Annotated in this window: 8 protein-coding genes; 3 read left to right on the top strand and 5 right to left on the bottom strand. The window is 60.3% G+C overall.

Translation table 11 applies throughout. The features are described from left to right. Positions 1 to 72: 72 nt before the first annotated feature. The 3 genes from HXW87_RS06295 to rlmJ all read left to right on the top strand — a co-directional run bounded on the left by HXW87_RS06295 (position 73) and on the right by rlmJ (position 3,941). Positions 73 to 2,088 carry a type VI secretion system tip protein VgrG gene (locus tag HXW87_RS06295; RefSeq protein WP_239778595.1) on the top strand — a complete coding sequence of 672 codons (2,016 nt, stop codon included), beginning with the start codon at positions 73 to 75 and terminating at the stop codon, positions 2,086 to 2,088. Further along, the gene (locus tag HXW87_RS06300) at positions 2,078 to 2,782 is read left to right on the top strand and encodes a DUF4123 domain-containing protein (RefSeq protein WP_239778596.1); all 705 of its coding nucleotides are present in this window, start codon (positions 2,078 to 2,080) and stop codon (positions 2,780 to 2,782) included. Before HXW87_RS06295 ends, HXW87_RS06300 begins: the two co-directional genes overlap by 11 nt. A 319-nt stretch (positions 2,783 to 3,101) precedes the next feature. Beyond that, positions 3,102 to 3,941, top strand: coding sequence for a 23S rRNA (adenine(2030)-N(6))-methyltransferase RlmJ (gene rlmJ / locus HXW87_RS06305; protein WP_041065871.1), 840 nt, complete (start codon positions 3,102 to 3,104; stop codon positions 3,939 to 3,941). A gap of 124 nt (positions 3,942 to 4,065) precedes the next feature. Here the strand turns inward: rlmJ and msrA are convergent, their stop codons facing one another. The 5 genes from msrA to aceE all read right to left on the bottom strand — a co-directional run bounded on the left by msrA (position 4,066) and on the right by aceE (position 14,142). After that, positions 4,066 to 4,731, bottom strand: coding sequence for a peptide-methionine (S)-S-oxide reductase MsrA (gene msrA, locus HXW87_RS06310; protein WP_047290930.1), 666 nt, complete (start codon positions 4,729 to 4,731; stop codon positions 4,066 to 4,068). 170 nt (positions 4,732 to 4,901) lie between these two features. Further along, on the bottom strand, positions 4,902 to 7,598 hold the full coding sequence (locus HXW87_RS06315; protein ID WP_121183348.1) for a GGDEF and EAL domain-containing protein: 2,697 nt from the start codon (positions 7,596 to 7,598) through the stop codon (positions 4,902 to 4,904). Positions 7,599 to 7,851: 253 nt separating this feature from the next. Beyond that, complete coding sequence (locus tag HXW87_RS06320) at positions 7,852 to 9,249, bottom strand: alkaline phosphatase D family protein (RefSeq protein WP_239778597.1); 1,398 nt, start codon at positions 9,247 to 9,249, stop codon at positions 7,852 to 7,854. A 274-nt stretch (positions 9,250 to 9,523) separates the two neighbouring features. Then, positions 9,524 to 11,485: a dihydrolipoyllysine-residue acetyltransferase gene (gene aceF, locus HXW87_RS06325; RefSeq protein ID WP_239778598.1), complete on the bottom strand. Its 1,962-nt coding sequence runs from the start codon at positions 11,483 to 11,485 to the stop codon at positions 9,524 to 9,526. A gap of 11 nt (positions 11,486 to 11,496) precedes the next feature. Continuing rightward, complete coding sequence (aceE, locus tag HXW87_RS06330; protein ID WP_003220999.1) at positions 11,497 to 14,142, bottom strand: pyruvate dehydrogenase (acetyl-transferring), homodimeric type; 2,646 nt, start codon at positions 14,140 to 14,142, stop codon at positions 11,497 to 11,499. Positions 14,143 to 14,318 lie beyond the last annotated feature (176 nt).

The following is a 14,318-nucleotide window of genomic DNA, read 5'->3' on the forward strand; positions in this document are numbered from 1 at the left end:
TCCCGTCACCCACCCAACATCCCCTGCCCCTCATGCAGAATCGCCCGCCCTCAATCTGCAGAGACACATCGGATGTTCGCGCCTGCCAATCAACCGCGTTTCACGTTGACCCTTGAAGGCGCCCAATTTGATCTCAAAGTCCTTGAGTTCACGGGCAAGGAAGCCATCAGCCAACCTTTTCGTTTCGAGCTGGAACTGGTCAGTGAACGGCCCGATCTGGACCTCGAGAGCCTGCTGCACCGTCAGGCGTTTCTGAGCTTCGATGCAGAAGGTTCCGGTGTCCATGGTCAGATTTATCGAGTCGGGCAGGGTGATTCCGGGAAACGTCTGACGCGCTATCACCTGAGCCTGGTACCGCGTCTGACGTACCTCGGGCATCGCATCAACCAGCGGATTTTTCAGCATCAGACGGTGCCGCAGATCGTGGCGCGGATCCTCAAGGACCACGCGATCCTGCGCGACGCCTTCGAGTTTCGTCTCGGCAGTGATTACCCGGTGCGCGAATATTGTGTGCAGTACGCCGAGAGCGATCTGGCGTTCATTCAGCGCCTGTGTGCCGAGGTCGGCATTCATTACCACTTTCAGCACAGTCTTGAAGGGCATCTGTTGGTGTTCGGCGACGATCAAACGGTGTTCCCGCGCCTGGCCGAGCCGACGCTGTATTTGCCGGGGAGCGGCATGTCGGCTGGTGCGCCCGCCATCCAGCGTTTCAATGTCCGGGTCGAAACCCGCACCAGCGTGGTCACCCGGCGCGACTACAACTTTGAGAAGCCGCACTTGCAACTGCAAAGCCACAGCGACAGCGATCAGCGCCCGGCACTGGAGGATTATCACTTTCCCGGTCAGTTCAACGACCGGGAGACCGGCAAGCACTTGGCGCAGCGCACGCTTGAGCGACATGTCGCCGATTACCGTCAGGCCGAAGGCATCAGCGACGTCTCTGCACTGGTGTGCGGACATTTCCTGCAACTGACCGAACACCCGCGCCGGGACTGGAATGACCTGTGGCTGCTCACCGCCATCGAACACCGTGGGCGACAGCCGCAAGTGCTGGAGGAATCGGTCACCAGCGATGGGGAAACATTCCAGGGTTACCGTAATACCTTTCTTGCTACCCCGTGGGACGTGTTCTTCCGCCCAGCCCTCGGCCCGGAAAAGCCCCGGATGCTTGGCTATCAACCTGCCGTCGTCACCGGGCCGCATGACGCGGAAATTCACTGCGACGAGTACGGTCGGGTCAAGGTGCAACTGGCCTGGGACCGCGACGGCGAGCTGAATGAGCATTCCAGTTGCTGGCTGCGTGTGGCAACCGGTTGGGCACATGACCAATACGGCAGCGTGTTGATCCCGCGAGTCGGCATGGAAGTGCTGGTCGGTTTCATCGACGCCGACGCCGACAAACCGTTGGTGATGGGGTGCCTGCCGAATGCCGCGACCCCGGTGCCGCTGGACCTCCCGGCGGACAAGGCCCGCAGCATCTTCCGCAGCCATAGCAGCCCCGGTGGCGGTGGTTACAACGAACTGCGCATCGACGACAAAAAGGGCGCCGAAGAAATCTACCTGCGTGCCCAGCGCAACTGGACCCAGCATGTACTGCACGACCAGCAGGTGCAGGTCGACAACCAGCGCAGCATCGTCGTCACGGGCACCGCCAAACATGAGTTGAAGGCCGACGAACAACGCATCACCCACGGCCAGCGCCAGACCGAAGTGAAGCAGGACGATCACCTGACGGTGGTCGGCGATCGGCATATTCGGGTGAGCAACCAGGCCACTAGCGCCAGCGCACAAATCCACGTCAGTGCCGGGCAACAAGTGGTGATCGACGGCGGCGCGAGCGCCTCGATTCAGGCCGGCGGGCAGTGGATCAACATCGGGCCTGGCGGGATCTTCAGTAGCGTGCCGATTCAGGTCGGTGGCGCGCCGATGGCGGCGATGAGCGCGGCACCCGGTGTGCCGGGGTTGCCAGCGAAACTTGCAGCGGCACCGGCGGCCATGCTCACCGCCGCACAAATCATGAGCTTTAAAGGTGATGCGCCATTCTGCGAAGAGTGCGAGCGCTGCAAGGACGGTGTTTGTGCAGCCTGAGTGCCTGACGCCTTCAGCGTGGCTGGCGCGTGAGCCGCTGAAACCTGCGGAGCAACTGTTCGCGATTTTCAGTAATGCCAGCGACGCCAGGCCTCCGCTGGTCGGACTCCACCCGATCTGGGCGGACACGATCTACGCCGAGTGGGACGCGGTAATGCCCTTTGTAGGAGTTGTCGCGGCGGACAGTGCGTTTCTCGATTGGGTGGCCTCTACCGAGTCTCGCGACTGGGGGTGGTTGGCGGTGTCCTCGGCGAGCCTGGAGGTGGTAGTTGAGCACTTTCGCAGCCTGACTCAAGTGCTGATGCCGGACGGCGCAGCGGTGTTTTTTCGCTTCTGGGATGGGCGTTTTGTGTTGCCGATCCTGCAGTCCGACGAAGTGCAATCTGCGCAGTTGATGCCGGTGATTTCGCGCGGCTTGATCAATGGACAGGCCGTGGAGATCGGGGGCAGGGCGCAGGTTTCGGGGCGAGTGTTTCCTTGGTGGAAAGTAACGGGATCGGTCTTGGCCGCAACAGCTGATGACATTCGTATCGGCAATGCTGTGCAGTGGCTGAGCGAGGAGCATCCTGCCTTGTTCGAGGCCTTTCCCGAGCCGGTTTTACGTTGCAAGGTCAGGCGGTTTTTCCATGTTTCTGCGTCGGAAGAAACGTCGCAATCGGCGTTATTGGACCATTTGCAGGACGAAGCAGAATGAAATTTCCGGGCGAAGTCCAAGGATCAGCGATGTTCGCGTCCTGGGTTTTGATAAAGCTTTCGATGGGTTGTCGAGGTACCTGAACTGTGGCGAGGGGATTCATCCCCGATGGGCAGCGAAGCGGCCCCAAGACCTGTCATCGCGGAGCATCAAATAAAACATGTGACGGAATAGGGGGCTGCTGCGCAGCCCATCGGGGATGAATCCCCTCGCCACAGGTATTGGGCCGGATCTTAAGGTGTAAGAGGGCCGCTCAGCCCCCAACCCCTGACTTGCCGCCCGGTAAAAGGTAAACTTCACAGCCCTCGCAGGAGCAGCCATGAATTATCGTCACGCCTTCCATGCCGGCAATCACGCCGATGTGTTCAAACACCTGACTTTGACCCGCCTCATCGCCCTGATGTCGCGCAAGGAGCAGCCGTTTGCCTATCTCGATACGCACGCCGGTATCGGTCTGTATGACTTGCAGGGCGATCAGGCCAACCGTACCGGCGAGTACCTGGAAGGCATCGCGCGCTTATGGGATCAGCCGGATCTGCCGGCACTGACCGCCGACTACATGAAGGTGCTGCACGAGATGAACCCGGATGGCCAGTTGCGCTACTACCCGGGGTCACCGGAGCTGGCGCGGCGTCTGACCCGGCCGCAGGATCGGGTGATGCTCAACGAAAAACACCCGCAAGACGGCGTGCAGCTCAAGGAGAACATGGCCGGCGATCGTCGGGTCAAGGTGCATCTGGGCGAGGGCTGGCATGTGGCGCGGGCGATGCTGCCGGTGCAGGAGAAACGTGCGGTGATGCTGATCGATCCGCCGTTCGAACAGCTCGACGAGATGCAAAAGTGTGCGGCGTCGCTGAAAGAGGCGATTGGCCGCATGCGCCAGACCGTCGCGGCGATCTGGTACCCGGTGAAGGATCAGCGTGCGTTGCGCCGTTTCTATCAGGATCTGGCCGGTACCGGCGCGCCGAAGTTGCTGCGCGTGGAATTGCTGGTGCATCCGCTGGATACGCCGAACAGCCTGAACGGCTCCGGGATGGCGATTGCCAATCCGCCGTGGGGGCTGGAGGAAGAATTGCGTGAGTTGCTGCCGTGGTTGTCGAAGAAGCTTGGGCAGACTCAGGGTGGATGGCAGATGGATTGGTTGATTGCCGAGAGCTGATCAACTGTTTTAGCGGTGTCTGAACGGACGCCTTCGCGGGCAAGCCCGCTCCCACAAAGTACTGCGCCATTTTGAAGTCGGCGCTAAACCTGTGGGAGCGGGCTTGCCCGCGATGCTTTGGGGTTTAGTTACCCGCCAGGCTCGGTGGCATGCACACGCCGGTGCCGCCGATCCCGCAATAACCTTCAGGGTTTTTCGCCAGGTATTGCTGGTGATAGGCCTCGGCGAAATACACGGTCGGCGCCTGTTCGATTTCGGTGCTGATTTCGCCCAGGCCTGCCTTCGACAGTTCAGCCTGATACACCGCTTTGCTCTTCAGCGCCGCGTCCAGTTGCTCTGGCGAGGTCGCGTAGATCACCGAGCGGTATTGAGTGCCGATGTCATTGCCCTGACGCATGCCCTGAGTCGGGTTGTGCAGTTCCCAGAACATCGCCAGCAGCTCTTCATAGCTGACTTTGGCCTTGTCATACACCACCAGCACCACTTCGGCGTGGCCGGTCAGGCCCGAGCAGACTTCTTCGTAAGTCGGGTTCGGCGTGTAGCCGCCGGCGTAACCGACCACGGTGCTGACCACGCCTTCGCGCTGCCAGAAACGGCGCTCCGCGCCCCAGAAGCAACCCAGACCGAAGATCGCGAAGTCGACGTCCTGGAAAAACGGGCCGAGCAACGGGGTTTCTTCGAAGACGAAATGCTTTTCAGGCAGGGTCATCGCGGTTTCGCGGCCGGGTAGAGCTTGGTCTTTGGTCGGTAGCACGTTTTTGTTCACCAGAATTTCCGAGCGCAGAACCATGATCGTTCCTCTCAGTCAGGATGGGATGTAAAAAATCAGACCGCCAGTGTGCCGAATGATGCCCGTTTAATCACTACCCAATGTAGGAGCTGCCGAAGGCTGCGATCTTTTGATTTTGCTTTTTGAAAACAAGATCAAAAGATCGCAGCCTTCGGCAGCTCCTACAGGGGCTACAGGCAGAGCGGGCCGCGCGGGTAGCGCTTGAGCGCCTGAATCAGCTCGCCGCCGGGGATCGGCCGGTCGAACAGGTAGCCCTGGCCGACGTCGCACCGGTGGCGACGCAGGAACGCCAGCTGCTCGGCGGTCTCGATGCCTTCGGCCACGACCTTGAGCTTCAGGTTGTGCGCCATGGCGATCACCGCGGAGGTGATTTCCATGTCGTCCTGGTTGTCGGGGATTTCGTGGATGAAGCTGCGATCGATCTTGATGATGTCGATCGGGAATTTCTTCAGGTAACTGAGCGACGAGTAACCGGTACCGAAGTCGTCCATGGCCAGAGTCAGGCCCAGGCGCTTGAGCTGATCGAGCTGCAAGTGCGTATCTTCGGTGGCTTCCAGCAGCAAACCTTCGGTCAGCTCCAGTTCGAGCAGACTGGCCGGCAGCGCTTCTTCCTTGAGGATGTTGGCGATGGACGCGACCAGATCGGGATCGGAGAACTGCTTGGGTGACAGGTTGATCGCCACTTGCAGATTGCCCATGCCCGCGGCGGTCAGCGCTTTGCTCATGCGGCAGGCCTGGCGGGCAATCCACTTGCCGATCGGAATGATCAGGCCGGTTTCTTCGGCCACGCTGATGAACTGATCCGGGCGGATCATCCCGCGCTCCGGATGGTTCCAGCGCAGCAGTGCTTCCATGCCCAGCAGGCGACCGCTGCGCAGGCATAGCTTGGGCTGGTAGAACACGTCCAGCTCGTTCTGGGTCAGGGCGCGGCGCAGGTTGTTCTCGACGAACAGCTTGTAGCTGGCCTCGGCATTCAGCGCTTCGGTGAAGACTTGCACCTGGTGTTTGCCGTTGGCCTTGGCTTTGTGCAAAGCGAGGCCGGCGTTGCGCATCAGGGTTTGCGGGTCGCGTCCGTGCAGCGGCGCGCAGGCCAGGCCCACGGAGCCGGTGACGCTGATCAACTGGTTGTCGACGAACATCGGTTTGTCGAGGGTCGCCAGCAACTGGTTGGCGATCTGCTGGCCGGTGGCGAGATCCGTGTCGTCGAGCAGTACGGCGAACTCGTTACTGGCAAACCGCGCGAGGCTGCCGCTCGGGCTGAGGCTGTTGCGCAGACGCCGGGCCAGGCTGATCAGCAGCTTGTCGCCGGTCTGGTGACCGAGGCTGTCGTTGATCCGCTTGAAGTTGTCGATGTCCACCAGCAGCAGGCTGATCGGCGTATCGCTATCGCGGGCAAAGCGCTCGTCCAGATTGCGGATAAATGCCGGGCGGTTGCCGAGGTTGGTCAGGTTGTCGGTGTACGCCAGACGCTCGATGCGCTGCTGCGCCAGTTTGGTCTGAGTGATGTCTTCGTAGATGCCGATGTAGTGCGTCAGCTCACGGTTGTCGCCATACACCTTGGAGATCGACAACTGGCCCCAGTACGGTTCGAGGTTCTTGCGCCGGCTTTTGAATTCGCCCTGCCAGCTGTTGCTCTTGGCCAGCGCCGAGGGCGCGTCGAACAGCAGCTCGCTGAGGTTTTCCAGGGCTGGCAGCTCCGACAGGCGCTGGCCGTGGACTTCCTCGGTGGTGTACTGGGTGATCGCGGTGAAGCTCGGGTTGACGTACTCGACCACACCGTCGCAATTGACCAGCAGAAAGGCGTTGGCGCTTTGCTCCACTGCGCGCTGGAACAGGTGCAGGGCGCTGGTGGCGGTGCGGCGGTTGTGGTTGTTGATGACCTGGGCGAATTGATCCGCCAGCTCACCGGCAAAGGCGATTTCATCGGACTGCCAGGCGCGGGTCACGCCGGTCTGCTCCAGACAGAGCACGCCGACCACCTGGCCGTCGACGCGAATGCTGGCGTCGAGCATGGCGTTGACGTCGCGCGGGCGCAGGGCCTCAGCCATCTCGCGGGTGCGCGGGTCGCGCATCGCATTATGCGCGTCGATGGCGCGGCTGCCGTGCAGCGCTTCCATGTAGTCGGGAAAGCCGCTGATGTCGATCACCTCCGGCAGGAGGTATTCCTGCGTTGCGCGGTGATACGCGGAAATCGGCACCAACAGATTGCCTTCGAGGTTCCACAGGCTGGCGCAGTCGATTTCATAGATATCGCAGGCGCAGCGGGTGATCAGTTCGGCGGCTTCCTGCAGCGAGTTGTGGCTGCTGTAGCGTTGGCGGGCGAGCAGCAGAATCAGGTCCTGCTGGGCGCGCACCCGATCAAGGTGTTGCAGTTGTTCCTGCTGGGCGCGCTGGTTGAGTTCAAGGGCGATCTGCAGGCGCGAGTTCTGGGTTTCGAGGTCGACCGAGGGCAGCGCTGGCGCTTCGTCGAAGACATCATCGACCGCCAGTAGATAACCGCGCAGCAAGTGCCGATTGTGCTGCTTATAGGCTTCGCCCAGCTCGAGGATGCTCAACACGCCAGCGGCGGTGTGCAAGGTGTAGCGCACCAGATAATGCGGGCTGCCGCGCAGTTGTTGCTGAATGGTGTCGTGCAGTTGATAGCGCGCTTCAGGCTCCATCAGGCTGGCGTAGGGCGAGCCGACCAGGGCACACAATTCGACGGCCGGCTGGCCGAACTGGCGTTCGCAGTTGGGGTCGAGAAACAGCATTGCCCAACTGGCTTCATTCAAGCGCTCGAAACGCAGCATGCCGAGCCGCGAGGGCACAGGCAACTGCGTCACTACCTCGGCCGCCATACGGCTGGCGGCATCGGGTTGGCTCTTCATGAAGGAACTCGCTTGGAAATATGCTGAACGCGCCGGGCTCGCGCCCTCTTTACTGTTGCCTGCGGCAAGGTTGCATCATTGCGGCACCGACTGACAAGAGAGATGAAGGCCAAGTGCTATAAGAATGTGTCGGCCGCTCAGAGCATTTCTCCAGTAGGTGGTTGAAAAGAGCAAAAGATCGCAGCCTGCGGCAGCTCCTGCAGTGGATGCATGCCAATGTAGGAACTGCCGAAGGCTGCGATCTTTCAAGATATCAGCGTAATTTCAGGCTGATCGATTGCAGCTTCTTACCATCACGATCATGGTAATTGACCAGAATTTGATCAGTCTCGACGACTACATGGGCGAAGTTGTCTTCGCTGATGACCGGGCTGGTCAACTCATGCTGATAATCACCCGTCGACGTGCGCGCCAGCGGTCGATCGAGGATAAACGTCGACGCCGTGGCATAGGGCAGCAGCTTGCTGTTGCACAGCGGCGAGGAAACGATGGTATGGACCTCGAAGTCCGGGTCTTCACTGTGGGTCAGGCGCGAAGTCAGCGAGCCATGCACATCGCCCGAGACAAACACGACATTTTTGATGCGTCGGGTTCGGATGGTTTCCAGCAGGCGCAGGCGCTGCTCCGGGAAAGCTTTCCAGGCGTCGTCGCCCAGCAGTTGGCGATCCGGGTAGAACATTACGCTGGTCACGACGAATTTCACCCGCGCCGGACTATTGATCAGCCATTCGATCAGCGCCTGTTCCTGCGCTTCATCGAGGATGCGGCGATCATCGGCTGACAGGTTGCGGCGGGTGCGGCTGTCGGTCACAAACCATTCGATATCAGCGTCACTGAATTGATACCAGTAGTGCTCGAGTTTTGCCCGATTCACCTTTTCGTTAGTTGTAAGTTCATGCGCCGGGCTGTGACTGACTTGATAGATTTCATAGGCGGCCATTGCATTGCGATATAACACTTGATCTGATGGTTCGGCATTCGCCGGCCAATTGTCTTCGATTTCGTGATCGTCCAGGATCATATAAGTCGAAGTGCCGGACATCAAACGCTGAATATTCGGCTGAGAGAAGGCCGCACGGTACTTGCTGAGGATGTCCTTATATTCACGATCAGGCGCGAACAGATTAAGGTCGTCGAGATAAACCTGATCACCCGTCATCAGGGTGGCACTGATCGGCGGCTGCGCACCTTCGATCAATTGGTTGATGGAGGCAAAGATCCGGTCACCCAGATGGGGCAGCACCGGCACCCCCGCCGTCATGCGCAAATAGCGGCAAGAACCGACGATATAGGCCTTTGGCTGCAGGGCATTGCTGGAACGGGTGCGCAATCGGTAGATTTCCCGCGGCCACTGCAGCGGCAGTTCGGCGACACTGTCCACGGTATGGACCGGATTCATCGGGCTGAACCAGCCGGTCTGGTATTCATATTCGGTGTCACTGCTCAAGTTGTTGAGGGTGAACACTTCGGTCATGTCGCGCAGCGCATCGGGTTCGGCGAAAGTACTAGCTGACCACTGTTGTGTTCCAGACTTCCGATAGCGAATGGCGGCAAATACCGGTGCATTGCCTTGCTTGTCGGCGCGCATGAATATGCGCGCGTGATGAGTTGTCGTGTGGCCGATAATCGGGCCAATAGTTGGCTTGAACATATTCGAGTCCGTTCGAGTAAGTTTCATTTTTTATAAATAACGCAGGGAAAATGTTATTTAATCCGAGGGCAGAGATTAGTTGCCTGTCGATGAAAAATATCGAGACGAATTCGACTGCAGTCGTAGTTCAAGTAAACCGAACTTGTAGGAAGAGGCGCTGCACTTTTTTCAGTGCAAAAAAAGCCCCGTCAAACTGACGGGGTTGAGGTACGAGCGTGTGGCGCTCGAAAACGTGGAACGCAGTCGGCCCTCCGTTGCCGGAGGGCCGAACGCTTTACAGCAGGATGGTGCGGATGTCGCCCAGCAGGCTGCCCAGACGCTGGGTGAAGCGTGCAGCAGCAGCGCCGTTGATCACACGGTGATCGTAGGACAGCGACAGTGGCAGCATCAGTTTCGGCTGGAAGGCTTTGCCGTCCCAGACTGGCTGGATGGTTGCCTTGGAAACACCGAGGATCGCCACTTCCGGCGCGTTGACGATCGGCGTGAAGCCGGTGCCGCCAATGTGGCCGAGGCTGGAAATGGTGAAGCAGGCGCCCTGCATCTCGTCCGAAGAGAGCTTCTTGGTCCGGGCTTTTTCAGCCAGCGAAGCAGCTTCTGCGGCCAGTTGCAGCAGGCTCTTCTGGTCGACGTTCTTGATGACCGGTACCAGCAGGCCATCCGGGGTGTCGACGGCGAAACCGATGTTGACGTACTTCTTGCGAATGATCGCCTTGCCGCTTGGCGCCAGCGAACTGTTGAAGTCCGGCAGCTCCTTGAGCAGGTGTGCGCAGGTCTTGAGCAGCAGCGGCAGGATGGTCAGCTTGACGCCGGCCTTCTCCGCGACGGCTTTCTGCGCAACACGGAAGGCTTCCAGCTCGGTGATGTCCGCCGAGTCGAATTGCGTCACGTGCGGCACGTTTAGCCAGCTGCGGTGCAGGTTGGCCGCGCCGACCTGCATCAGACGGGTCATCGGCACTTCTTCGATTTCGCCGAAGCGGCTGAAGTCCACGACCGGAATCGGCGGGATGCCCGCGCCACCGGTTGCGCCAGCAGCAGCGGCCGGTGCTTCCTTGGCCTTCTGCATCATCGCCTTGACGTAAACCTGCACGTCTTCTTTCAGGATGCGACCGTGCGGACCGCTGGCGCCAACGGCGCTCAGCTCGACGCCGAACTCACGGGCCAGTTGACGCACGGCAGGGCCGGCGTGAACTTTCGCGCCAGGCTTGGCCGGCGCAGCAACCGGAGCGGCAGCAGCCGGGGCAGCGGCAGCCGGAGCAGCAGCGGCAGGTGCCGGAGCGCTTGGCGCAGCGGCAGCTGGAGCCGGGGCCGCAGCCGGGGCCGCACCTTTGACTTTCAGCTTGAGGATCAGATCGCCGGTGCCGACTTCGTCGTCCAGCTTGATCGAAACGCTTTCCACCACGCCCGCGGCAGGCGACGGGATTTCCATGCTCGCCTTGTCGGATTCGAGGGTGATCAGCGACTGGTCGGCTTCAACGCTGTCGCCAGCCTTGACCAGCACTTCGATGATCTTGGCCTTGCCGGCCGAACCGATGTCCGGTACGTGGATGTCCTGAACGCTGTCGGCGACCGGGGCGGCTGGAGCGGCAGCCGGAGCAGGCGCAGCGGCGGGTGCCGGAGCAGCAGCCTGAGCCGGAGCGGCCGCAGCCGGGGCCGCAGCGCCCGCCACTTCCAGATCCAGAATCAGGTCGCCAGTGCCGACTTCGTCGTTGAGCTTGACGCTGATGGCCTTGACCACGCCTGCGGCAGGCGACGGGATTTCCATGCTGGCCTTGTCGGATTCCAGGGTGATCAGCGACTGATCAGCCTCGACGGTGTCGCCGACCTTGACCTGGATCTCGATGATCTGGGCCTTGCCCGACGAACCGATGTCCGGCACGTGCACTTGCTGCACCGAAGCGGCAGCCGGGGCAGCGGCTGGCGCGGCAGCAGCAGGAGCGGCAGCAGCCGGTTTTTCTTCGGCTTTGGCCGGTGCAGCGGCAGGCGCAGGAGCCGCTTGCGCGGCGCCCTCGACTTCCAGCTCGAGCAGTTCGTCGCCTTCTTTCAGGCGGTCGCCCAGCTTCACTTTCAGGCTCTTGATGACGCCGGCTTTCGGGGCCGGCACTTCCATGCTGGCCTTGTCCGATTCCAGGGTCAGGATGCTCTGGTCGGCTTCGATACGGTCGCCGACCTTCACAAACAGTTCAATTACTTCACCTTCACCGCTGCCGATGTCAGGTACGCGAATGAGTTCGCTCACAAAATGTCTCCTCAGCAGTCCAGTGGGTTGCGTTTTTCCGGGTCGATGCCGAACTTGACGATGGCCTCGGCCACGACTTTAGGTTCGATATCACCACGGTCAGCCAGTGCTTCCAGGGCTGCCAACACCACGAAATGACGGTCGACTTCGAAGAAATGACGCAGTTTCTTGCGGCTGTCGCTGCGGCCGAAACCGTCGGTGCCCAGGACTTTGAATTCCTTGGACGGTACCCACTGACGGATCTGCTCGGCGAACAGCTTCATGTAGTCGGTAGAGGCAATGACCGGACCTTTACGGCCGCTCAGGCACTCTTCAACGTAGCTCTGCTTGGGCTTCTGGCCAGGCTTGAGACGGTTGCTGCGCTCTACGGCCAGGCCGTCGCGACGCAGTTCGTTGAAGCTGGTGACGCTCCATACGTCAGCGCCGATGTTGAACTCTTCACGCAGGATCTTCGCCGCTTCACGCACTTCACGCAGGATGGTGCCGGAGCCCATCAGTTGCACGTGGTGCGCTGCATCGCGGGTGTCTTCTTCGAGCAGGTACATGCCTTTCTTGATGCCTTCTTCGGCACCGGCCGGCATGGCTGGCTGCTGGTACGACTCGTTCATCACGGTGATGTAATAGAAGATGTCCTGCTGCTCTTCGGTCATCTTCTTCATGCCGTCCTGAATGATCACCGCCAGCTCGTAGCCGTAGGTCGGATCGTAGGTGCGGCAGTTCGGGATGGTCGCGGCCAGCAGGTGGCTGTGACCGTCTTCGTGTTGCAGGCCTTCACCGTTCAGGGTGGTACGGCCGGCGGTGCCGCCGATCAGGAAGCCACGGGTGCGGCTGTCGCCAGCGGCCCAGGCCAGGTCACCGATACGCTGGAAGCCGAACATCGAGTAGAAGATGTAGAACGGCAGCATCGGCTGGTTGTGGCTGGAGTACGAAGTACCGGCGGCGATGAAGGAACTCATGGCGCCTGCTTCGTTGATGCCTTCTTCAAGGATCTGACCTTTCTGGTCTTCCTTGTAGAACATTACCTGGTCTTTATCGACTGGCTCGTAGAGCTGGCCGACAGAGGAGTAGATGCCCAGCTGACGGAACATGCCTTCCATACCGAAGGTACGGGCTTCGTCCGGGATGATCGGCACGATGCGCGGGCCGATTTCCTTGTCCTTGACCAGTTGCGCGAGGATCCGCACGAAGGCCATGGTGGTGGAAATTTCACGGTCGCCCGAGCCGTCGAGGATGGCTTTCAGGGTGTCCAGGTCCGGGGTCGGTACGCTGAAGCTCTGCGCGCGGCGCTGCGGTACGAAACCGCCCAGTGCAGCACGGCGCTCGCTCAGGTAGCGGGCTTCGGCGCTGTTTGGCTCTGGCTTGAAGAACGGCAGGTTCTCCAGCTCTTCGTCCTTGACCGGGATGTCGAAGCGGTCGCGGAACAGCTTCAGGCTGTCGACGTCGACTTTCTTGGTGTTGTGCGCGGTGTTTTTCGCTTCGCCGGCACCGGTGCCATAACCCTTGATGGTCTTGGCCAGGATGACGGTAGGTTGTTCTTTGTGGTTGACCGCTTCGTGGTACGCCGCGTAGACCTTGTACGGGTCGTGGCCGCCACGGTTGAGTTTCCAGATCTCGTCGTCGGACAGGTCGGCAACCATCGCCTTGAGTTCAGGCGTGTTGAAGAAATGCTCGCGAACGAACGCGCCGTCTTTGGCTTTGTAGTTCTGGTACTCGCCGTCGATGACTTCGTCCATGCGACGTTGCAGGATGCCGTCGACGTCCTTGGCCAGCAGTGGGTCCCAGAAACGGCCCCAGATGACTTTGGTCACGTTCCACTGTGCACCGCGGAACACGCCTTCGAGTTCCTGGATGATCTTGCCGTTGCCGCGAACCGGGCCGTCGAGGCGCTGCAGGTTGCAGTTGATGACGAAGATCAGGTTGTCCAGCTTCTCGCGGCCGGCCAGGGAGATCGCGCCCAGGGATTCCGGCTCGTCGCACTCGCCGTCGCCCAGGAAGCACCAGACTTTCTGTTTGCCCGGCTGGATGAAACCGCGGTGCTCCAGGTACTTCATGAAGCGTGCCTGGTAGATCGCCTGGATCGGACCCAGACCCATGGATACGGTCGGGAACTGCCAGAAGTCAGGCATCAGCCAAGGGTGCGGATAGGACGACAGGCCCTGACCGTCGACTTCCTGGCGGAAGTTGTTCATCTGGTCTTCGGTGATGCGGCCTTCCATGAATGCACGGGCGTAAACGCCTGGCGAGGTGTGGCCCTGGAAGTAGATCAGGTCGCCGCCGTGTTCGTCGGTCGGGGCCTGGAAGAAGTAGTTGAAGCCGATGTCATACAGGGTCGCGCTGGAAGCGAAGCTGGAGATGTGACCACCCAGGTCAGAATCTTTCAGGTTCGTACGCATTACCATGGCCATCGCGTTCCAGCGCACCAGCGAGCGAATGCGGCGTTCCATGAACAGGTCGCCAGGCATGCGTGCTTCGTGGGTTACCGGGATGGTGTTGCGGTAAGGCGTGGTGATGGCGTAAGGGAGCTGCGAACCGCTGCGGGTCGCCAGTTCACCCATACGGGTCATCAGATAGTGAGCACGGTCTTCGCCTTCTTTGTCGAGAACCGATTCCAGGGCGTCCAGCCATTCCTGGGTTTCGACGGGATCGAGGTCTTGCATGGCTTGCTCCAGGGCGGAAAGGCTTCCAGAATCGGTTGCCTGAGTTTGCGACTGGCCTTGTGGGCAGACGATTTAAAATTCTTGGATTGCCGACAGGTTGTTCCGGCGGCGTGTAGTTTTACTACAAATCTTTGAGCATTTCAGCCTTTCGCCTGTATAGACGAGTAGTAAAACTA

This window comes from Pseudomonas sp. Y5-11, from assembly GCF_022368695.1.
GTDB classification, from domain to species: domain Bacteria; phylum Pseudomonadota; class Gammaproteobacteria; order Pseudomonadales; family Pseudomonadaceae; genus Aquipseudomonas; species Aquipseudomonas parakoreensis.